General features: G+C 71.9%; 16 protein-coding genes. 7 read left to right on the forward strand and 9 right to left on the reverse strand.

Annotated features, from left to right (window positions below):
* Nucleotides 1–3 precede the first annotated feature (3 nt).
* The 7 genes from sufU to IEV65_RS07330 are packed head-to-tail and all read right to left on the reverse strand — an operon-like array spanning nt 4 to nt 6435.
* A complete protein-coding gene (gene sufU, locus IEV65_RS07300; protein ID WP_188429163.1) occupies nt 4–468 on the reverse strand; it encodes a Fe-S cluster assembly sulfur transfer protein SufU in 465 nt (154 codons plus the stop codon).
* On the reverse strand, nt 468–1814 hold the full coding sequence (locus tag IEV65_RS07305) for an aminotransferase class V-fold PLP-dependent enzyme (protein ID WP_188429165.1): 1347 nt from the start codon (nt 1812–1814) through the stop codon (nt 468–470). The genes sufU and IEV65_RS07305 overlap by 1 nt, the downstream gene beginning before the upstream one ends.
* 16 nt (nt 1815–1830) lie before the next feature.
* Nucleotides 1831–2589, reverse strand: a complete 759-nt coding sequence (gene sufC / locus IEV65_RS07310) for a Fe-S cluster assembly ATPase SufC (RefSeq protein WP_188429167.1) — start codon at nt 2587–2589, stop codon at nt 1831–1833.
* A 55-nt stretch (nt 2590–2644) separates the two neighbouring features.
* Entirely contained in the window at nt 2645–2983 is a 339-nt protein-coding gene (locus IEV65_RS07315) for a non-heme iron oxygenase ferredoxin subunit (protein ID WP_188429169.1), read from the reverse strand.
* A complete protein-coding gene (gene sufD / locus IEV65_RS07320) occupies nt 2980–4209 on the reverse strand; it encodes a Fe-S cluster assembly protein SufD (protein ID WP_188429170.1) in 1230 nt (409 codons plus the stop codon). The genes IEV65_RS07315 and sufD overlap by 4 nt, the downstream gene beginning before the upstream one ends.
* Nucleotides 4209–5630: a Fe-S cluster assembly protein SufB gene (sufB, locus tag IEV65_RS07325; protein ID WP_188429172.1), complete on the reverse strand. Its 1422-nt coding sequence runs from the start codon at nt 5628–5630 to the stop codon at nt 4209–4211. Before sufB ends, sufD begins: the two co-directional genes overlap by 1 nt.
* 1 nt (nt 5631) lies before the next feature.
* Nucleotides 5632–6435, reverse strand: coding sequence for a helix-turn-helix transcriptional regulator (locus IEV65_RS07330; RefSeq protein WP_268235334.1), 804 nt, complete (start codon nt 6433–6435; stop codon nt 5632–5634).
* Nucleotides 6436–6547: 112 nt separating this feature from the next.
* Here IEV65_RS07330 and IEV65_RS07335 point away from each other — a divergent pair, with 112 nt between their 5' ends.
* Both IEV65_RS07335 and IEV65_RS07340 read left to right on the forward strand, forming a co-directional pair.
* The gene (locus IEV65_RS07335) at nt 6548–7240 is read left to right on the forward strand and encodes an ABC transporter ATP-binding protein (protein ID WP_188429573.1); all 693 of its coding nucleotides are present in this window, start codon (nt 6548–6550) and stop codon (nt 7238–7240) included.
* Complete coding sequence (locus IEV65_RS07340; protein WP_229735003.1) at nt 7237–8040, forward strand: ABC transporter permease; 804 nt, start codon at nt 7237–7239, stop codon at nt 8038–8040. The genes IEV65_RS07335 and IEV65_RS07340 overlap by 4 nt, the downstream gene beginning before the upstream one ends.
* Nucleotides 8041–8721: 681 nt before the next feature.
* Here the strand turns inward: IEV65_RS07340 and IEV65_RS07345 are convergent.
* Together IEV65_RS07345 and IEV65_RS07350 are read right to left on the reverse strand one after the other, a co-directional pair.
* Nucleotides 8722–9687: a COX15/CtaA family protein gene (locus IEV65_RS07345; protein ID WP_188429174.1), complete on the reverse strand. Its 966-nt coding sequence runs from the start codon at nt 9685–9687 to the stop codon at nt 8722–8724.
* 22 nt (nt 9688–9709) lie between these two features.
* Nucleotides 9710–10678 carry a heme o synthase gene (locus IEV65_RS07350; RefSeq protein WP_188429176.1) on the reverse strand — a complete coding sequence of 323 codons (969 nt, stop codon included), beginning with the start codon at nt 10676–10678 and terminating at the stop codon, nt 9710–9712.
* Between the two features lie 212 nt (nt 10679–10890).
* Here IEV65_RS07350 and tkt point away from each other — a divergent pair, with 212 nt between their 5' ends.
* From tkt to pgl, 5 genes are read left to right on the forward strand one after another with little or no spacing between them, the layout of a single operon-like run.
* Entirely contained in the window at nt 10891–13197 is a 2307-nt protein-coding gene (gene tkt / locus IEV65_RS07355; RefSeq protein WP_188429178.1) for a transketolase, read from the forward strand.
* Between the two features lie 7 nt (nt 13198–13204).
* On the forward strand, nt 13205–14356 hold the full coding sequence (tal, locus tag IEV65_RS07360) for a transaldolase (RefSeq protein ID WP_188429180.1): 1152 nt from the start codon (nt 13205–13207) through the stop codon (nt 14354–14356).
* Nucleotides 14353–16020 carry a glucose-6-phosphate isomerase gene (locus IEV65_RS07365; protein ID WP_188429182.1) on the forward strand — a complete coding sequence of 556 codons (1668 nt, stop codon included), beginning with the start codon at nt 14353–14355 and terminating at the stop codon, nt 16018–16020. The genes tal and IEV65_RS07365 overlap by 4 nt, the downstream gene beginning before the upstream one ends.
* The gene (zwf, locus tag IEV65_RS07370; RefSeq protein ID WP_188429184.1) at nt 16017–17570 is read left to right on the forward strand and encodes a glucose-6-phosphate dehydrogenase; all 1554 of its coding nucleotides are present in this window, start codon (nt 16017–16019) and stop codon (nt 17568–17570) included. The genes IEV65_RS07365 and zwf overlap by 4 nt, the downstream gene beginning before the upstream one ends.
* The gene (gene pgl / locus IEV65_RS07375; RefSeq protein WP_188429186.1) at nt 17567–19309 is read left to right on the forward strand and encodes a 6-phosphogluconolactonase; all 1743 of its coding nucleotides are present in this window, start codon (nt 17567–17569) and stop codon (nt 19307–19309) included. The genes zwf and pgl overlap by 4 nt, the downstream gene beginning before the upstream one ends.
* Nucleotides 19310–19338: the final 29 nt, after the last annotated feature.

Genomic DNA, 19338 nt, shown 5'->3' on the forward strand with positions numbered 1-19338 from the left:
GGGTCAGGGGGTGGTGCTGGTGGCCGAGATGTCGACGCCGGCGCGGGCGAGGGCGTCCAGGTAGGCCGTCCAGGGCAGCAGGGCGCACTTGACGCGCGCCGGGTAGCGGGAGACGCCCGCGAAGGCGACGCCGTCGCCGATCTGCTCGGGGTCGCCGGGGTCGGTGCCCTTGCTGGTCAGCATCGCCTTGAGGTGCTGGTAGGTCTCGAGGGTCTCCTCGACCGGCCTTCCGGTGGACTCCTCGGCGAGGACCGAGGCCGACGCGACGGAGATCGAGCAGCCGAGCGCGTCGTAGGACACGTCGTGCAGCACGGCCTCCGCGCCGGATCCGTCGAGCTGGACGCGCAGGCTGATCTCGTCGCCGCACGTGGGGTTGACGTGGTGCACCTCGGCGTCGAACGGCTCGCGCAGGCCCGCGTGGTGCGGCCGCTTGGCGTGGTCGAGGATGAGCTCGCCGTAGAGGTCCATCAGCTCGCCACCCCGAAGATCTCCGGCACCCGGTCGAGAGCGGCCGTGAACGCGTCGATCTCCTCAGGCGTGGTGTAGACGGAGAAGCTCGCTCGCGTGCTGGCCGGCACCCGGAGGCGACGGTGCAGCGGCCACGCGCAGTGGTGACCGGTGCGCACGGCCACGCCCGCGTCGTCGAGCACCTGCCCGACGTCGTGCGGGTGGACACCGTCCACGACGAAGGCCACCGCACCGACCCGGTCCGCGGGGTCGGTCGGGCCCAGGACGCGCACCCAGGGGCGCTGCGCGAGCGCGTCGAGAGTATGCCGCACCAGCGACTGGTCGTGGGCGTGGACCCGGTCCAGGCCCAGGTCGGTCAGGTAGTCGAGCGCCGCAGCCAGGCCGACCGCCTGGGCGGTCATCGGGACGCCGGCCTCGAACTTCTGCGGCGGCGGCGCCCAGGTGGAACCCTCCATGCGCACGATCTCGATCATCGACCCGCCGGTGAGGAACGGCGGCAGCGCCTCAAGCAGCGCACGTCGGGCCCACAGCACCCCGATGCCGGACGGGCCGAGCGTCTTGTGCCCGGTGAGGACCAGCGCGTCGACCCCGCTGTCGGGGGCGGTGAGGCCGGTGATGTCCAGGTGCGGAGCGGACTGGCAGGCGTCCACGAAGACCAGCGCACCCACGCCCCGCGCGGCCGCGATGACCGGCGTCAGGTCGTTGAGCGTGCCGAGCACGTTGGACACGTGGGTGACGCTGACCACCTTGGTCCGCTCCCCCACCACGGTGGCGGGGTCCTCGAGATAGCCGTCGTCGGTGACGCCGATCCAGCGCAGCGTGGCGCCCGTCCGGCGGCAGAGCTCCTGCCACGGCACGAGGTTGGCGTGGTGCTCCATCTCGGTGACGACGACCTCGTCCCCCGGGCCCAGGCCCAGCCGGTCGGCCCACTCCGGGTCGACGCCGTCCAGGGCCCCTGGGGCCGCCGCGTTGGAGAAGCCGTAGGCCAGCAGGTTCAGGCCTTCGGTGCCGTTGCGGGTGAAGACGATCTCACCCTCGTCGGCACCGAGGAACCGGGCCACGGTCGTGCGCGCGCCCTCGAAGGCCTCGGTGGCCTCCTCGGCGAGCTGGTGGGCACCGCGGTGGACGGCGGCGTTGTGCCGCTCGTAGAACTCACGCTCGGCGTCGAGCACCACGCCGGGCTTCTGCGCGGTGGCGCCGCTGTCGAGGTAGACGAGGGGCCGACCGTCCCGCACCGTGCGCGACAGCAGCGGGAAGTCCGCGCGCAGCGCGGCGAGCTCCGCCCCGGAGAACCCGGTGGCGGACCCCGAGGAGGCGCCGTGAAGGATCGGCCGGCCCGTCGTCATACCGTGATCAGTCCTCTCAGACCGCAGCGGTGAGGAAGCGGTCGTAGCCCTCCTCCTCCAGGCGCTCGGCCAGGTCGGAGCCGCCGGACTCGGCGACGCGGCCGTTGACGAACACGTGGACGAAGTCGGGCTGGATGTAGCGCAGGATGCGGGTGTAGTGCGTGATGAGCATGACGCCCAGGCCGGTGTTCTCCTTGACCCGGTTGACGCCCTCGGAGACGATCTTCAGCGCGTCGACGTCCAGCCCGGAGTCGGTCTCGTCGAGGATGGCGATCTTGGGCTGCAGGAGCTCCAGCTGGAGGATCTCGTGGCGCTTCTTCTCGCCGCCCGAGAAGCCCTCGTTGACGTTGCGCTCGGCGAAGGACGCGTCCATCTTCAGGGCCTCCATGGCGCCCTTGACGTCCTTGACCCAGGTGCGCAGCTTGGGGGCCTCGCCGTCGATGGCGGTCTTGGCGGTGCGCAGGAAGTTGGAGACGGTCACGCCGGGGACCTCGACGGGGTACTGCATCGCCAGGAAGAGCCCGGCCTGCGCGCGCTCGTCGACGCCCATCTCCAGGACGTTCTCGCCGTCGAGGAGGACCTCGCCGCCGGTGACGGTGTACTTGGGGTGGCCGGCGATGGCGTAGGCCAGGGTGGACTTGCCGGAGCCGTTCGGGCCCATGATGGCGTGGGTCTCGCCGGACCTGATCGTGAGGTCGACGCCGCGCAGGATCTCCTTGGCGGCGTCGTCGGTCTCGACGCTGACCTGCAGGTTCTTGATCTCGAGGGTGGTCATGGTGCTCCTTCGTGAGCAGTCGTGCGGTTTCGTTTGGGGGTATGCCGTGCGCCGGTCAGTCGGCCAGGGTGACGTAGACGTCGTCCCCGTCGATCGTGACCGTGTGGACGGCGATGGGCTGGGTGGCGGGCAGCTGCTTCGGCTCGCCGGTGCGCATGTCGAACTGCGAGCCGTGCAGCCAGCACTCGATGAGCTCACCCTCCAGCTCGCCCTCGGCGAGGCTGACGTTGGCGTGCGTGCAGGTGTCGTCGAACGCGTGCACGTGGCCGCCGGAGTCGCGGGCGATCGTCACGCGCCGGCCGCCGAGGTCGGCGACCACGGCGCCGACCTCGGGCAGCTCGTCGAGGGAGCACACCCGGACCGCCTCGGAGGTCATCTCGGCAGGCTGGCTCATGCGCTCGCGGGCTCCTCGTGCTGCTCGGAGAGCGCGGTCAGCTCCAGCTCGGCGTCGATGGCGGCCATCAGCCGGTCGACGACCTCGGGCACGCCGATCTTGGCGATGATGTCGGCGAAGAAGCCACGCACCACCAGGCGGCGGGCGTCGGCCTCGTCGATGCCGCGCGACATCAGGTAGAAGAGCTGCTCGTCGTCGAAGCGACCGGTCGAGCTGGCGTGCCCGGCCCCCGCGATGTCACCGGTCTCGATCTCCAGGTTGGGGACGGAGTCGGCGCGGGCGCCGTCGGTGAGCACGAGGTTGCGGTTGAGCTCGTAGGTCTCGATGCCCTCGGCCTCCTTGCGGATGAGGACGTCACCGACCCAGACCGTGCGGGCGGTGTCGCCCTGCAGCGCGCCCTTGTAGGTCACCAGCGAGGTGCAGCGGGGCGCGTTGTGGTCGACGAAGGAGCGGTGCTCCAGGTGCTGGCCGGCGTCGGCGAAGTAGACCCCCAGGAGGGTCGCGTCGCCGCCCGGACCGGCGTAGCGCACGTTGGAGTTCATCCGCACGATGCCGCCGCCGAGGCTGACCACGATGTGCTTGTAGGTCGCGTCGCGACCGACCTGCGCCTCGTGCTGGGCCAGGTGGACCGCCTCGTCGTCCCAGCGCTGCAGGCTGACGACCGTCAGCTCCGCCCCGTCGCCGACGATCACCTCGAGGTTGCCGGTGTGGTCCGCCGCGCCGGTGTGGTCCAGGATGACCAGCGCCTTGCTGAACGCCCCGGCCTCCACCACGTAGTGCGCGTTCGAGCGTCGGCCCGCGCCGCGGCCGTCGACCAGGACCCGGACGGGCTGGGTGAGCTCGGCCTCCTTGGTGATGGCCAGGTGCAGCGCCTGCTCGGTGTTCGCGCTGGCCACGACCGCGCCGCGGTCCTCCGGCACGAGCACGGTGCCGCGCGGGGCCTGCCCCGGCGCGAGGGTGCCCACGGTGACGCCCTCCGGCGCCTGCACGTCATACCCCGCCGCGACGTCGCCCTCGCGGTCGTCGGTCGGCGCGTCGGACAGGACGTTGCCGAGCCGGTCGACGGGCGTGAAGCGCCACTCCTCCTCGCGCCCGGTCGGCAGCGCGAAGTCGGCGACCTCGAAGGACCGGGTGCGGGCGGCGCGGGACTGGTCGGGGATGCGGTGGTCGCCACCCAGCTGGGCGGCGGGGTCCACGTGGGTCTTCTCGTCGATCAGAAGCGACATCAGCCGACGGCTCCTTCCATCTGCAGCTCGATGAGGCGGTTGAGCTCGAGGGCGTACTCCATGGGCAGCTCGCGCGCGATGGGCTCCACGAACCCGCGCACGATCATCGCCATGGCCTCGGTCTCGGACATGCCTCGGGACATGAGGTAGAACATCTGGTCCTCGGACACCTTGGAGACGGTGGCCTCGTGGCCCATCTGCACGTCGTCCTCGCGGACGTCGACGTAGGGGTAGGTGTCGGACCGGGAGATCTGGTCGACCAGGAGGGCGTCGCAGACCACGGAGGACTTGCTGTGGTGCGCGCCCTCGAGGATCTGGACCAGGCCGCGGTAGGAGGACCGGCCGCCGCCGCGGGCCACCGACTTGGACACGATGGTCGAGGAGGTGTGCGGCGCGGCGTGCACCATCTTGGAGCCGGCGTCCTGGTGCTGGCCCTCGCCGGCGAAGGCGATAGACAGGGTCTCGCCCTTGGCGTGCTCGCCGAGGAGGAAGACGGCCGGATACTTCATCGTGACCTTGGAGCCGATGTTGCCGTCGATCCACTCCATGGTCGCGCCCTCGTCGCAGGTCGCGCGCTTGGTGACCAGGTTGTAGACGTTGTTGGACCAGTTCTGGATCGTCGTGTAACGCACCCGGGCGTTCTTCTTGACGATGATCTCCACGACCGCCGAGTGCAGCGAGTCGGTCTTGTAGATCGGCGCGGTGCAGCCCTCGACGTAGTGCACGTAGGAGCCCTCGTCGGCGATGATCAGGGTCCGCTCGAACTGGCCCATGTTCTCGGTGTTGATCCGGAAGTAGGCCTGCAGCGGGATCTCGACGTGGACGCCCTTGGGGACGTAGATGAACGAGCCGCCGGACCACACCGCGGTGTTCAGCGCGGAAAACTTGTTGTCGCCGGCCGGGATGACCGAGCCGAAGTACTCGCGGAAGAGCTCCTCGTGCTCGCGCAGACCGGTGTCGGTGTCGACGAAGATGACGCCCTGCTGCTCCAGGTCCTCGCGGATCTGGTGGTAGACGACCTCGGACTCGTACTGCGCGGCGACGCCGGCGACCAGGCGCTGCTTCTCGGCCTCGGGGATGCCCAGCCGGTCGTAGGTGTTCTTGATGTCCTCGGGCAGCTCCTCCCAGGAGGTGGCCTGCTTCTCCGTGGACTTCACGAAGTACTTGATGTTGTCGAAGTCGATCTCCGACAGGTCCGCACCCCAGTGCGGCATCGGCTTCTTGCCGAACAGGCGCAGGGCCTTGAGCCGCTGCTCGAGCATCCAGGTGGGCTCGCTCTTGCGCTCCGAGATGTCGCGGACGACGTCCTCGTTGAGGCCGCGGCGCGCCGACGCACCGGCGTCGTCGCGGTCGGCCCAGCCGTACTCGTAGCGTCCCAGGTCCTTCAGACCCGGGTTGAGCTCCTCGATGTTGGTGCTCATGTCACGTCCTCTCGCTGTCGTGCGGGATGGTCAGTGGGGTGTGCGTGGTCGGTCGGGGTATGACGTAGGGGCGCGCCTTGGCGCGCTGCTCGTCGCTCGGCGGGCCGGTCCCGAGGGCCCCGGTCGGCACGAAGGTGGTGCACACGTGCTCGCCGCCCGCGAGAGTGGCCAGCCGCTGCACGTGGACGCCGAGCAGACGCGAGAGCACGTCCGTCTCCGCGTCGCAGAAGGTACGGAACTCGGTCGCCACCGACTGGACGGGGCAGTGGCCCTGGCACAGCTGGATGCCGGCCAGCCCGGTGCCCTGCCCGACGGGGCGGGCGGACGCGGCATACCCCTCCTCGGAGAGGGCCTTGGCCAGGGCCGCGGCCCGTGCGTCCAGGTCGCCGGGATCGGCGCCGGCCTCGGCGAGCTGCAGCTCGAGCTGCTCGCGCAGGCGTTCCTCGAGGTCGGCCATCTGGCGCTCGGCGAAGGCGTCGACGGCCTGCTCGCCGGCGGTGTCCGCGAGATAGTGCAGCGCCGCGGTGGCGACGTCGCCGTAGGCCGTGCGGAACTGCTCCTGGCCCAGGTCGGTGAGGACGTAGGACCGTGCCGGACGTCCCCGGCCGCGCCGTCCGCCGAGGGGTCCCTCGTGCTCGGCGATGAGGCCGGCCTCCTCGAGGGCGTCCAGGTGGCGACGCACCGCTGCGGCGGTCAGGCCGAGCTGGGTGGCCAAGGCACTGGCTGTGACAGGCCCCTGCTCCCCGACCGCCAGGCGGACACGGTCCCGCGTGCGGGACTCGGTGTGCAGGTCGGCCAAATTCACTAACCCATTGTGACGTATTTATCTGGGAGAGTCCAAGGCAGGGTCACCTAAGCGCCGGCGTCAGTCCCGCGACCTAGACTGACCCGTCGTGACCCTCACCCCCGCGCTCGAGATGACCGGTGTCAGCCGTCGCTTCGGGACCACCGAGGCGCTGCGCGGGTTGACCTGGAGCGCTCGGGCGGGCGAGGTCACCTGCGTCCTCGGCCCCAACGGCGCGGGCAAGACCACGGCGATGGAGATCGCGACCGGCCTGCAGCGCCCGGACGAAGGCTCGGTCCGGGTGCTGGGCACCGACCCGTGGCACGCACCCGCTGCCCACCGCGCTCGCGTCGGCGTGATGCTGCAGGACGGGGGGCTGCCCCAGTCCGTCCGTCCCGTGCGGCTGCTGGAGCACCTCGCGCGGTTCTGGGATCGGCCGGCGGACGTCGACGCGCTCGTGATGCGGCTGGGGATCGACGCGTATGCCGGGACCACCGTGCGCAGGCTCTCCGGCGGCCAGCGTCAACGGGTCGCCCTGGCCGCCGCGCTCGTCGGTCGACCCGAGGTCGTCTTCCTGGACGAGCCGACCGCCGGCCTGGACCCGCACGCGCGTCGCGAGGTGCACGCCCTGGTCCGCGAGACCGCTGACTCAGGTGTCGCCACCGTCGTGACCACGCACTCCTTCGAGGAGGCCGAGCGCCTTGCTGACCGGGTGGTGGTGATCGTGGCCGGGAGGGTCGCCGCGGCCGGCACCGTCGCCGAGGTCGCCGGACCGCAGGGCCTCGAGACGGCCTACTTCGCCCTCGCGGACGGGAGCGCCCGATGACGATGCCGACCCGGGACCAGCACGGCTCCGCCCCGCCGCACCCCGGCCCCGCCTCCGCGACCGTGCGGGTCCTCGCCCAGGCCCGGTTCGAGGCGGTCGGGCTGCTGCGGCACGGCGAGCAGCTGCTGGTGTCCATGGTGCTGCCGCTGCTAGCCCTGGTGGGCCTCAGCATGGTGAGCTACCCGGACCTGACCGTAGGGCCGTGGGCGGACGCCCGGCGGATCGACGTCCTCACCCCCGGGGTCCTCGCGCTCGTGGTGATGTCGACCGCCTTCACCGGTCAGGCGATCCTCCTGGCCTTCGAGCGCCGCTGGGGCGTGCTGCGGCTGCTCGGCACGACTCCCCTGGGCCGGGGCGGCCTGCTCCTGGCCAAGGCCATCTCGGTCGTCCTCGTGCTGGTGGCACAGCTGGCCGTGGTCTGCGCCGTGGGCGTCGCGCTCGGCTGGCGCCCCGAGCCGATCGGGTTGCTACCCGCGGTGCTGGCCGTCGTGCTGGGTGCCGGAGCGTTCGCCTCGCTCGCCGCCTGCCTGGGAGGGGCGCTGCGCGCCGAGGCGGTCCTCGCGCTGGCCAACCTCGTCTGGGTGCTGCTGACCGCTGTCGGTGGGGTGCTGCTCCCGGCGCACGCGCTGCCCGCACCGCTCGGGACGGTGGTCTCGGTCCTGCCATCGGCCGCTCTCGGCGACGCGATGCGCGGGGCCCTGGTGGACGGAACGGTCGTGTGGACCGCCTTCGCGGTGCTGCTCGCGTGGGCGCTGGGTGCCGCGCTCGTCGCCCGGCGGCTGCTCCGCTGGTCCGACTGAGAGCGACGTTCCCGACCGGACAGGCCGCAGTGCCACCGACCCGACCGGACAGGCCGCAGTGCCACCCACCCGACCGGACAGGCCGCAGCGCCACCCACCCGAACGGACAGGCCGCAGCGCCACCCACCCGACCGGACAGGCCGTAGTGCCACCCACCCGGCCGGACAGGCGCTAGTGCCACCCACCCGACCGGACAGGCCGCAGTGCCACCGACCCGACCGGACAGGCCGCAGCGCCAGCTTCGGCAGGAGCCCCTGTCCGGTGTGGCACTACCGCGCGTCCGCGCGGCAGGAACGCCTGTCCGGTGCGGCAGGAACGCCTGTCCGGTTGGGTGGTGAGGGTCAGCGCGGGGCCGAGACGACGGAAAGCTTCTCCGCCGCCATGGTGGCGACGGCCGCGATCGCCGCGGAGCCCGCCATGTGCAGGGCCACCGCGAGAGCGGCCACAACGCCACGGACCCGACCGGACAGGCGGTAGGGCCACCGACCCGACCGGACAGGCCGCAGTGCCAGGCTTGGGCAAGAACGCCAGTCCGGCGTGGCAGGAACGCCAGTCCGGCGTGGCAGGAACGCCTGTCCGGTGCGGCAGGAACGGCTGTCCGGTGCGGCAGGAACGCCAGTCCGGTGCGGCAGGAACGCCTGTCCGGTGCGGCACTAACGCCTGTCCGGTTGGGTGGGAGGGTCAGCGCGGGGCCGAGACGGCGAAGAGCTTCTCCGCCGCCATGGTGGCCACGGCCGCGATCGCCGCGGAGCCCGCCATGTGCAGGGCCACCGCGAGAGCCGGCACGTTGTTGAAGAACTGGTAGTAGCCCAGCAGCCCCTGCGCCACGACGAGCACGGCGAGCAGCGCGAGGACCCGCTTCACCGGTGCCGGCCACGCGTCGCGCCGGGCGAGGAAAACCGCTGCCACGGTGGCGGCGACGAGCACGTACACGGGGGCAGCGTGCAGCCGGGTGATCCAGTAGGGGTTGAAGCTGTGCCGGGCGACCACGGCGGCGTCGCCTGAGTGCGGTCCGGTGCCGGTGACCAGCGTGCCGAGGTAGATCGCGAGCCCGGCCGACACGACGATGACCACCCCGAGCACGCGTGCCCGGCGCGCCTGCTGGCCCGTGACCTGGTCACGGCGCTCCGCCACCGCGACCTCCTCGAGCGAGGCGCGCCGCGTGCGGTTCACGAGCACCGCCGCCAGGGCGACGATCAACGAGGAGAGCACGAAGTGGATGCCGACGATCCACGGGTTCAGCCCGGTGCGCACGGTGATGCCGCCGACCACGGCCTGCACGATGATCAGCACGGCGATGGCCACGGCGATCCTCAGGTAGGCGGGGTGACGGTCGCGCAGGCGGAGCACGGCGAGGAAGGTGAGGACCGCGATGAGCACGAGCAGCAAGGTGAGCGTCCGGTTGCCGAACTCGATGTAGCCGTGCAGGCCCATGGCCGGCGTGTTGGTCCACGAGGCGTCGGTGCACCGGGGCCAGGTCGGGCAGCCCAGTCCGCTGCCGGTGAGCCGCACCGCTCCCCCGGTGACGATGAGCAGCGCGTTGGCGAGGAGGGAGGCCCAGGCCGTCGCACGCACCCACCCGGTCACCTCTCTCGGCATCAGCCGGTCGGTCAGGGAGGACTGGGCGGGCCGGGTCGTGGTCGTCATGGCTCTCTGTCGGAGGCGGCGTTCAGAACGGGAGCGGGAAGTAGAGCAGGGGGTCGACGGCGACGCCCAGGAAGAGCAGCGTCAGGTAGCTGATCGAGTAGTGGAACAGCCGCATCGCTCCGAGCCTGGCGCCCGTCACGCCCTGGCGGGCACGGGCCAGCAGCCGGTGCGACTCGACGACAAACAGGGCCCCGGAGACCACCGCGGTCACGGCATACAACCAGCCCATGGGGGCGACCGGGACCAGGACCAGCGAGGTGAGCACGGTGACCCAGGCGTAGGCGACGACCTGGCGCCCCACGGCGACGTCCTCGGCGACGACGGGCAGCATGGGCACGCCCGCCGCGGCGTAGTCGTCCTTGAACCGCATCGACAGCGGCCAGTAGTGCGGGGGCGTCCAGAAGAAGACGACGAGGAACAGGATCACCGCGGACCACGACATCGAGTCGGTGACCGCGGACCACCCGATGAGCACCGGCATGCAGCCGGCGACCCCGCCCCAGACGATGTTCTGGCTCGTGCGGCGCTTGAGGATCATCGTGTAGAAGACCACGTAGAGGGCCATCGCGCCCAGGGCCAACCACGCCGAGAGCCAGTTGACGAGAAGTCCGAGCCAGAGGACCGCCGCGACGCCGAGCACGGCGCCGAAGATCAGCGCGTCCCGCGGGCTGACGCGTCCGGTGACGAGCGGCCGGTTGGACGTGCGGTGCATCTGCGCGTCGATGTCCCGGTCGAGGTAGCAGTTGAGCACGTTGGCCGACGCCGCGGCCAGGGTGCCCCCGACGAGCGTGGCCACGATGAGCCAGACGGGCGGCACGCCGCGCTCGGCCAGGAACATGACCGGGAAGGTGGTGACGAGCAGCAGCTCGATGATCCGCGGCTTGGTCAGCGCGACGTAGTCGGCGACCACCGACCGCCACCCCCTCGGCGAGCCGGCCGTCCCGTCGTGGGAGGTGCCGTCGTGCGCGGGGCGCGGATCGAGGGTGGTCACGGTGTCCTTCGTGGCGGGCGGACACGTCCGTCGGACGGACGCGAGGGCACCTGCGATCCTACTCCGTCCGCGGAGTGCTCCGGCCGTCCGACGCCGTACCGCGACGTCGGGGAAGGCACCTGCCAGCACGAGCGACTAAGGTCAGGACCGATGTCTGTCGCGGCGGCACCGCGTCGACAGGTCCCCGGCCCCCGCCCGTCAGGAGCAGCTACGTGAGCGACACCGCCACCACCTTCACCGCAGGCCGAGACGCGAGCCTCGCCCGTCCCCTCGCCGAGCAGGTCGGGTGGACCGACGCTGATGTGCGCGCGGTCGACACCGTCCGCGTGCTGGCCGCCGACGCCGTGCAGAAGGTCGGCAACGGCCACCCGGGCACCGCGATGAGCCTGGCGCCACTCGCGTACCTGCTCTACCAGAACGTCATGCGCCACGACCCCTCCGAGCCGCACTGGCTGGGCCGCGACCGCTTCGTCCTCTCGGCCGGGCACTCGAGCCTGACCCAGTACATCCAGCTCTACCTGAGCGGCTACGGCATGGAGCTGGCTGACCTGCAGGCGCTCCGCACCTGGGGCAGCAAGACCCCGGGGCACCCCGAGGTCCACCACACCACCGGCGTGGAGATCACCACCGGGCCGCTCGGGTCGGGTCTGGCCTCGGCCGTCGGCATGGCCATGGCCCAGCGCCGGCAGCGCGGGCTCCTCGATCCCGACGCCGCCCCCGGCGAGTCGCCGTTCGACCACCACGTCTGGGTCATCGCCTCGGACGGCGACCTCATGGAGGGCGTCAGCAGCGAGGCGAGCTCGATCGCGGGGCACCAGGAGCTGTCCAACCTCACCGTCGTCTACGACCAGAACTTCATCTCGATCGAGGACGACACCGACATCTCCTTCAGCGAGGACGTCGCGAAGCGCTACGAGGCGTACGGCTGGCACGTGGAGACGATCGACTGGCGTGGGAGCACCGGGGAGAGCGGGGAGGCGGCCGAGTCCGTCGAGGGCGTGGAGAAGCGCGCGGGCGCCTATGTCGAGGACGTCGATGCCCTGTATGCCGCTCTCGCCGCCTCCCGCGAGCGCACCGACAGGCCGACCCTCGTGATCCTCCGGACGGTCATCGCCTGGCCGGCCCCGACCGCCCAGGACACCGGAGCCTCGCACGGCTCCGCCCTGGGTGCCGAGGAGGTCGCCGCGACCAAGCAGCTCCTGGGCTTCGACCCCGAGGTCTCCTTCCCCCAGGAGCCCGAGGTCCTCGCCCACGCCCGTCAGGTCGTCGAGCGCGGCCAGCAGGCCCGCGCCAGCTGGCAGGAGCGCTACGAGGCCTGGCGCGCCGCGCACCCGGACGGCGCCGCGCTGCTCGACCGCCTCGAGGCGCACCAGCTGCCCGCCGGCCTGGACGACGCCATCCCGGTGTTCGACGCCGACGAGAAGGGCGTGGCCACCCGCAAGGCCTCCGGCGACGTGCTGAGCGCGCTGGCCCCGGTCATGCCCGAGCTGTGGGGCGGCTCCGCCGACCTCGCGGGCTCCAACAACACCACGATGAAGGGCGAGCCCAGCTTCGTCCCCGAGGCCAAGGCCACCGAGGCCTTCCCGGGTCACCCCTACGGCCGCACGCTCCACTTCGGGATCCGGGAGCACGGCATGGGGATGATCCTCAACGGCATCGCGCTCGAGGGACTGACGCGCCCCTACGGCGGGACCTTCCTGGTGTTCTCCGACTACATGCGGCCCGCGGTCCGGCTGGCCGCCATCCAGCAGCTGCCCGTGGTCTACGTCTGGACCCATGACAGCATCGGCCTCGGCGAGGACGGACCCACGCACCAGCCCATCGAGCACCTGGCCGCCCTGCGCGCCATACCGGGCCTGGACGTCGTGCGCCCCGCGGACGCCAACGAGACCGCCGTGGCCTGGCGCACCATCCTGGAGACGGTCGACCACCCGTCCGCGCTGGCGCTCACCCGGCAGAACGTCCCGACCTTCGACCGGTCCGTCATGGGCTCCGCCCAGGGCACGGCACGCGGGGCCTACGTCCTGGCCGAGGCCGAGGGCGGCGAGCCGCAGGTGCTCCTCATCGGGACCGGCTCCGAGGTCCAGCTGGCCGTCACGGCCCGTCAGGAGCTGCAGGCCGCCGGCATCCCGACGCGCGTCGTGTCCATGCCCTGTCGTGAGTGGTTCGACGCCCAGGACCAGGCCTACCGCGACGAGGTCCTCCCGCCCAGCGTGCGGGCTCGCGTCTCCGTCGAGGCCGGCGTGGCCCAGGGCTGGCGCGAGCTGGTCGGCGACGCGGGCCGCATGGTGAGCATCGAGCACTTCGGCGCCTCTGCGGACTACGAGACCCTCTACCGCGAGTTCGGCGTCACGGCCGAGGCCGTGACCGCCGCCGCGCGCGAGTCGCTGGCCGCCGTCACCGGCGACGCCACGAGCGCGCCAGGCACCTCCACCCCCGACCAGCCCACCGGCGAGGAGAGCACCCTCGGCGACGCCGGCGAGGGTGGCACCCGGTCCACCGACGAGACGCAGGAGTGAGAAGACGATGAACGATCAGCCGCACAGCACCCTGTCCACCGACCGCGCCGCGGCCCAGACCACGCTCCACGAGCTGGCGGACGCCGGCGTCTCGGTCTGGCTCGACGACCTCAACCGTTCGATGATCGCCAGCGGCGACCTCCAGGAGGAGATCGAGCGCGGGGTTCTCGGCGTCACCACCAACCCGACGATCTTCGCCACCGCGCTCTCCGAGGGCGAGGCCTACTCGGAGCAGATCGCGACGCTGGTGGGGAGCTCGGTCGACGAGGCCGTCTTCGCCCTCACCACCGCCGACGTCCGCGACGCATGCGACGCCTTCGCCCCGGTCTTCGAGGCGACGGGCGGCGTCGACGGGCGGGTCTCGATCGAGGTCGACCCACGACTGTCCGCCGACTCCGAGGCCACCGTCGAGATGGCCAAGCGGCTGTGGGCCGAGATCGACCGGCCCAACCTGCTGGTCAAGATCCCGGCCACCGTCGAGGGACTGCCCGCGATCAGCCAGACGATCGCCGAGGGCATCAGCGTCAACGTCACGCTGATCTTCAGCCTCGACCGCTACCGCGGCGTGATGAACGCCTACCTGACCGGTCTGGAGCAGGCGCGTGAGCGGGGCGTGGACCTGTCCACGATCCACTCGGTCGCCAGCTTCTTCGTCTCCCGGGTCGACTCCGAGATCGACAAGCGCCTCGAGGCGATCGGCACCGAGGAGGCCCTGGCCCTGCGCGGCAAGGCGGGCATCGCCAACGCCCGGCTGGCCTACCAGGCCTTCGAGGAGGTCTTCTCGACCCCGCGCTGGGAGAACCTCGCGGACGACGGCGCCCACGTGCAGCGCCCCCTGTGGGCCTCGACCGGCGTCAAGAACCCTGACTACCCCGACACCCTCTACGTCACCGAGCTCGTCGCCCCGCACACGGTCAACACGATGCCGAGCAAGACCCTGGAGGCCACCGTCGACCACGGTCAGATCACCGGCGACACGGTGCGTGGCCGCTACGAGGAGGCGCAGCAGGTCCTCGACGACCTCGAGCGGGTCGGCGTCTCCTACACCGAGGTGGTCGATCTCCTCGAGGTCGAGGGCGTCGAGAAGTTCGAGAAGTCGTGGGCCGAGCTCGCGGACAGCGTCCAGGGGGAGCTCGACAAGGCGACGGGCCGCTCGTGAGCAGCCTCGTGGTCCAGGCCGTGGGGGCCGCGGCCGACGCGGTCGACCGTCATCTCACGCAGCTGGTGCAGGACGAGGTCGCCTCGCGCCTCTTCGCCCGGGACGCCACGCTCTGGGGCGAGGCGGCCGAGTCGGAGGCCTCGATCCGCCTGTCGTGGGTGGGGCTGGCCCGTTCCTCCCGCCCCCTGGTCGGCGAGATCGCCGCGCTGCGCGACCAGCTGCGCCTGCGCGGGGTCAGCCGGATCGTCCTGTGCGGCATGGGCGGCTCCTCGCTCGCGCCCGAGGTGATCTGCGCGACCGCCGGAGTGCCGCTGGTCGTGCTCGACAGCTCCGACCCGGACATGGTCCGCGCGGCCCTCGAGGACGACCTCTCGGTCACCGCCGTGGTGGTGTCCTCCAAGTCCGGCTCCACGCTCGAGACCGACAGCCAGCGACGTGCCTTCGTGCAGGCCTTCACCGACGCCGGGATCGATCCCACCGAGCGCATCGTCGTGGTCACCGACCCGGGCAGCCCGCTGGACGAGCAGTCGCGCGCGGACGGCTACCGCGTGGTGAACGCCGACCCCCACGTCGGCGGCCGCTACTCCGCCCTGACCGCCTTCGGCCTGGTGCCCTCCGGTCTCGCCGGGGCGGACGTCGCCCAGCTGCTGGACGAGGCGGAGGAGGTCGTGGACGTCCTGTCCGACGACGACCGGGGCAATCCCGGACTCCGCCTGGGCGCGGCCATGGCCGGCACCGAGCCCCTGCGCGACAAGCTCCTCTTCACCGACGCCGGGTCCGGGATCGTCGGGCTGGCCGACTGGGCGGAGCAGCTGATCGCCGAGAGCACGGGCAAGGAGGGGCGGGGGGTGCTGCCCGTGGTGACCCCCGAGGGTCAGGAGCCCACTCAGGGGATCACCGACCCGTCCGACTGCACCGTGGTCGTCCTCGTCCCTGAGGACGGGGACGGAGACGGAGACGGGGACGACGACCCACTTGGCTCCCCCGACGCGGCGCCCGGCGCCGCCGGTTCGCTCGTGAGCGTGGCCGGCCCGCTCGGGGCCCAGCTGCTCCTGTGGGAGGTCGCGACCGCGGTCGCGGGGCGCATCCTCGGCATCAACCCCTTCGACCAGCCGGACGTCGAGAGCGCCAAGCAGGCGGCCCGCGACATCATGGCGGCCGGTTCCTCGACGTCCGACGAGCCGGACCTCGTCGACGGCGCCGTGGAGGTGCGTGCGGCCGGCGGCGACTGGCTTCCCCGAGAGGCCGACGGTCTCGCCGCCGCCGTGGAGGCACTGCTCGCGCAGCTCGACCCGAGCACCGGCTACCTCGCGGTGATGGTCTACCTCGACCGCGTCGCCCACGCGGACCTGAGCAGGTGGCAGTCCGCGCTCGTGGAGCGCACCGGTCGCCCGGTCACCTTCGGCTGGGGACCGCGCTTCCTGCACTCGACCGGGCAGTACCACAAGGGTGGCCCCGCGCAGGGCGTCTACCTCCAGGTCACCGGCACTCCCACGGAGGACCTGCCGGTCCCGGGGAAGGACTTCACCTTCGGTGAGTTCATCGCCGCGCAGGCCGCCGGTGACGCCGGCGTCCTCGCCGAGCACGGGCGCCCGGTGCTCCGCCTGCACCTGACCGACCAGGCCGCCGGCCTCGAGCAGGTCAGCGGGGCGGTCCTCGGGTGAGTGAGCAGTCCCCCGCTCCGGTGACCGCCGAGCACAACCCGCTGCGCGACCCTCACGACAAGCGGCTGCCCCGCATCGCCGGTCCGTGCAGCATGGTGATGTTCGGCGTGACCGGTGACCTCGCCCGCAAGAAGCTCATGCCGGCGATCTACGATCTGGCCAACCGGGGCCTCCTGCCTCCAGGCTTCTCGCTCGTCGGCTTCGCGCGGCGCGAGTGGGCCGACCAGGACTTCGCCCAGGTGGTCGAGGACGCGGTCCGCGCCCATGCGCGCACGCCCTTCCGCCCGGAGGTATGGCGCGCCCTCGCCGAGGGCTTCCGGTTCGTCCCGGGTGCCTTCGACGACGAGGCGGCCTTCGCTGACCTCGCGCGGACGGTCGAGGAGCTGGACCGTGAGCGAGGGACCGGCGGCAACCACGCCTTCTACCTCTCGATCCCGCCCGACTGGTTCGCGACGGTCTGCTCCCAGCTGCAGGCCAGCGGCCTGTCCGACCCGCAGCCCGGCACGTGGCGTCGGGTGGTCATCGAGAAGCCGTTCGGGCACGACCTGGAGAGTGCCCAGGAGCTCAACCAGATCGTGGAGGAGGTCTTCCCCGCCGACTCGATCTTCCGGATCGACCACTATCTCGGCAAGGAGACGGTGCAGAACATCCTGGCACTGCGGTTCGCCAACCAGATGTTCGAGCCGATCTGGAACAGCCACTACGTCGACCACGTCCAGATCACGATGGCCGAGGACATCGGCATCGGCGGACGGGCCGGCTACTACGACACCGTGGGCGCCGCCCGTGACGTCATCCAGAACCATCTCCTCCAGCTGCTGGCCCTCACCGCGATGGAGGCGCCGATCGCGTTCACGGCCGACGCGGTGCGCAACGAGAAGGAGAAGGTGCTCGCGTCGGTACGTCTCTTCGACGACCTGGACGCCTCGACCTGCCGTGGGCAGTACACCACCGGCTGGCAGGGCGACCAGCACGTGGAGGGCTACCTCCAGGAGGACGGCGTGCGGAAGGGTTCGGCCACGGAGACCTACGCCGCGATGAAGGTCGAGGTCCACACCCGCCGCTGGGCGGGCGTGCCCTTCTACCTGCGCACCGGCAAGCGCCTGGGCAAGCGGGTCACCGAGATCGCGGTGATGCTCAAGCGCGCCCCCCACCTTCCCTTCACCGACACCGCGACCGAGGAGCTGGGCCAGAACGCCGTCGTGATCCGCGTGCAGCCGGACGAGGGCGTGACCATGCGGTTCGGGTCCAAGGTCCCGGGCTCGCAGATGGAGGTCCGGGACGTCTCGATGGACTTCGGGTATGGCGTGTCCTTCACCGAGTCCAGCCCGGAGGCCTACGAGCGGCTCATCCTGGACGTGCTGCTCGGCGAGCCGCCGCTGTTCCCGCGTCACGAGGAGGTGGAGCTGTCCTGGCGCATCCTGGACCCGATCATCGATCACTGGGAGCGCAGCGACATGCTGCCGCACGACTACGTCGCGGGCACCTGGGGTCCGGACGCCGCCGACGAGCTGATGCGGCGCGACGGCCGCGAGTGGAGGCTCCCGTGATCCGTGACCTGCCCACGACCTCGACCTCCGCGGTGGTCAAGGAGCTGCTCCAGCTGCGCAACGAGGTCGGCGCGATGGCCATGGGGCGCGTGCTGACCCTCCTCGTGTCGGTGGCCGAGGACGAGGCCGACGACGCGATCCGGGCGGCCAACGACGCCACGCGCCAGCATCCTGCCCGGATCCTGGTGCTCGTGTCGGCCGATGGCCGTGGCCGGGGCCGCCTGGACGCGCAGATCCGGGTGGGCGGTGACGCCGGTGCGAGCGAGATCATCGTCCTGCGGCTGCACGGGGCACTGACGGGACAGCGGGCCGCCGTCGTGACGCCGCTCCTGCTGCCCGACTCGCCCATCGTCGCCTGGTGGCCCGGCGAGGCTCCCCGGGACGTGGCCAGCGACCCGATCGGGATGATGGCCCACCGGCGGATCACCGACGCCGCCGCAGCCGCACGCTCCGGCGTCGCGGAGCTGCGCCGGCGCTCGTCGACCTACCGGCCCGGCGACACCGATCTGGCCTGGACGCGGATCACGCGTTGGCGGGCCCTGCTTGCCTCCACCCTGGAGTCCGAGCCCTTCGAGCCGGTGACTGCGGCGACCGTGGTGGCCGAGCCGGACGACCCGAGCGCCGAGCTCCTGGGCGGCTGGCTCGCGCACGCGCTGCGCACGCCGGTGTCAATCGCACGCGGTCCGCAGGACTGCGGTCTGCTCAGCGTCCGGCTCGAGCGCCCCTCGGGATCCATCGACCTGGTCCGGCACGAGGACGGCACGGATACCGCCACCCTGCACAGGGTCAACAGGATGCCCAGGCTCGTCGCGCTCCATACCCCCACGCTGGCGGAGTCCCTGGCCGAGGAGGTGCGCCGGCTCGACGCGGACGAGGTCTATGCCGCCGCGCTCTGCGAGGGCACTCCCCTGCTGACGCGCAGGCGGTCCGTCCGCGAGGAGGAGCCCGGGAGCCGCGGGCCCCGTCCTGAGGTGGAGGTGCGCGTCGAGGACGACGCGGTGGCCGTGGCCGAGGCGGTCACCCAGCAGCTCGTCGAGCGGGTGGCCCGTGCGGTCAGCGACCGTGGCCAGGCCCACGTCGTCCTCACCGGCGGCTCGATGGGTCAGGAGACCATGAGGGCCCTGGCCGCGCGTTCCCGCGCCGGTGCGCTGTCGGCCGAGGTCTGGGACCACGTGCACCTGTGGTGGGGCGACGAGCGTTTCGTGCCCGCTGGCGACGACGACCGCAACGACGCCCAGGCGGACGCTGCGGGTCTGGGCGACCTGCCCGTGCTGAAGAAGAACATCCACCGGGTGCCGTCAGGTCGCGACGAGTCACGGCTGGCGGCCGCCGCCGCACGCTACGCCAAGGAGCTCGCCGCGAGTGCGGACAGCCGCCGGGGGTCCGCCGCGACCGCCGGTGGTGTCGAGGTGCCCACCTTCGACGTCGTCATGCTCGGCGTGGGCCCCGACGCGCACGTCGCCTCGCTCTTCCCCGGCAGGGACGAGCTCCGGCTCACCGACGTCTCGACGGCCGCGGTGGTGGACTCCCCCAAGCCCCCGCCGCTGCGGGTCTCGCTCACCGTCCCGGCGCTCAACGCCGCGCGGGCCGTCTGGCTGGTCGTGGCGGGCGCGGAAAAGGCAGAGGCGGTGTCCAGGTCGCTGGCGGCCTACGACGACCCGCAGCTTCCCGCCTCGTGGGTCCGTGGGCAGGACGAGACGGTGTGGTGGCTCGACCGCCAGGCGGCCCCGACGGGCTGACCCGGGACCTCGCACGACGGGTCCGCGTC

Source organism: Ornithinimicrobium tianjinense, from assembly GCF_014636495.1.
GTDB classification, from domain to species: Bacteria; Actinomycetota; Actinomycetes; order Actinomycetales; family Dermatophilaceae; genus Ornithinicoccus; species Ornithinicoccus tianjinensis.

Coding starts and splice junctions, on each gene's coding strand:
- sufU (WP_188429163.1), bottom strand. CDS start 468: ATGGACCTCTACGGCGAGCTCATCCTCGACCACGCCAAGCGGCCGCAC.
- IEV65_RS07305 (WP_188429165.1), bottom strand. CDS start 1,814: ATGACGACGGGCCGGCCGATCCTTCACGGCGCCTCCTCGGGGTCCGCC.
- sufC (WP_188429167.1), bottom strand. CDS start 2,589: ATGACCACCCTCGAGATCAAGAACCTGCAGGTCAGCGTCGAGACCGAC.
- IEV65_RS07315 (WP_188429169.1), bottom strand. CDS start 2,983: ATGAGCCAGCCTGCCGAGATGACCTCCGAGGCGGTCCGGGTGTGCTCC.
- sufD (WP_188429170.1), bottom strand. CDS start 4,209: ATGTCGCTTCTGATCGACGAGAAGACCCACGTGGACCCCGCCGCCCAG.
- sufB (WP_188429172.1), bottom strand. CDS start 5,630: ATGAGCACCAACATCGAGGAGCTCAACCCGGGTCTGAAGGACCTGGGA.
- IEV65_RS07335 (WP_188429573.1), top strand. CDS start 6,548: ATGACCGGTGTCAGCCGTCGCTTCGGGACCACCGAGGCGCTGCGCGGG.
- IEV65_RS07340 (WP_229735003.1), top strand. CDS start 7,237: ATGACGATGCCGACCCGGGACCAGCACGGCTCCGCCCCGCCGCACCCC.
- IEV65_RS07345 (WP_188429174.1), bottom strand. CDS start 9,687: ATGACGACCACGACCCGGCCCGCCCAGTCCTCCCTGACCGACCGGCTG.
- tal (WP_188429180.1), top strand. CDS start 13,205: ATGAACGATCAGCCGCACAGCACCCTGTCCACCGACCGCGCCGCGGCC.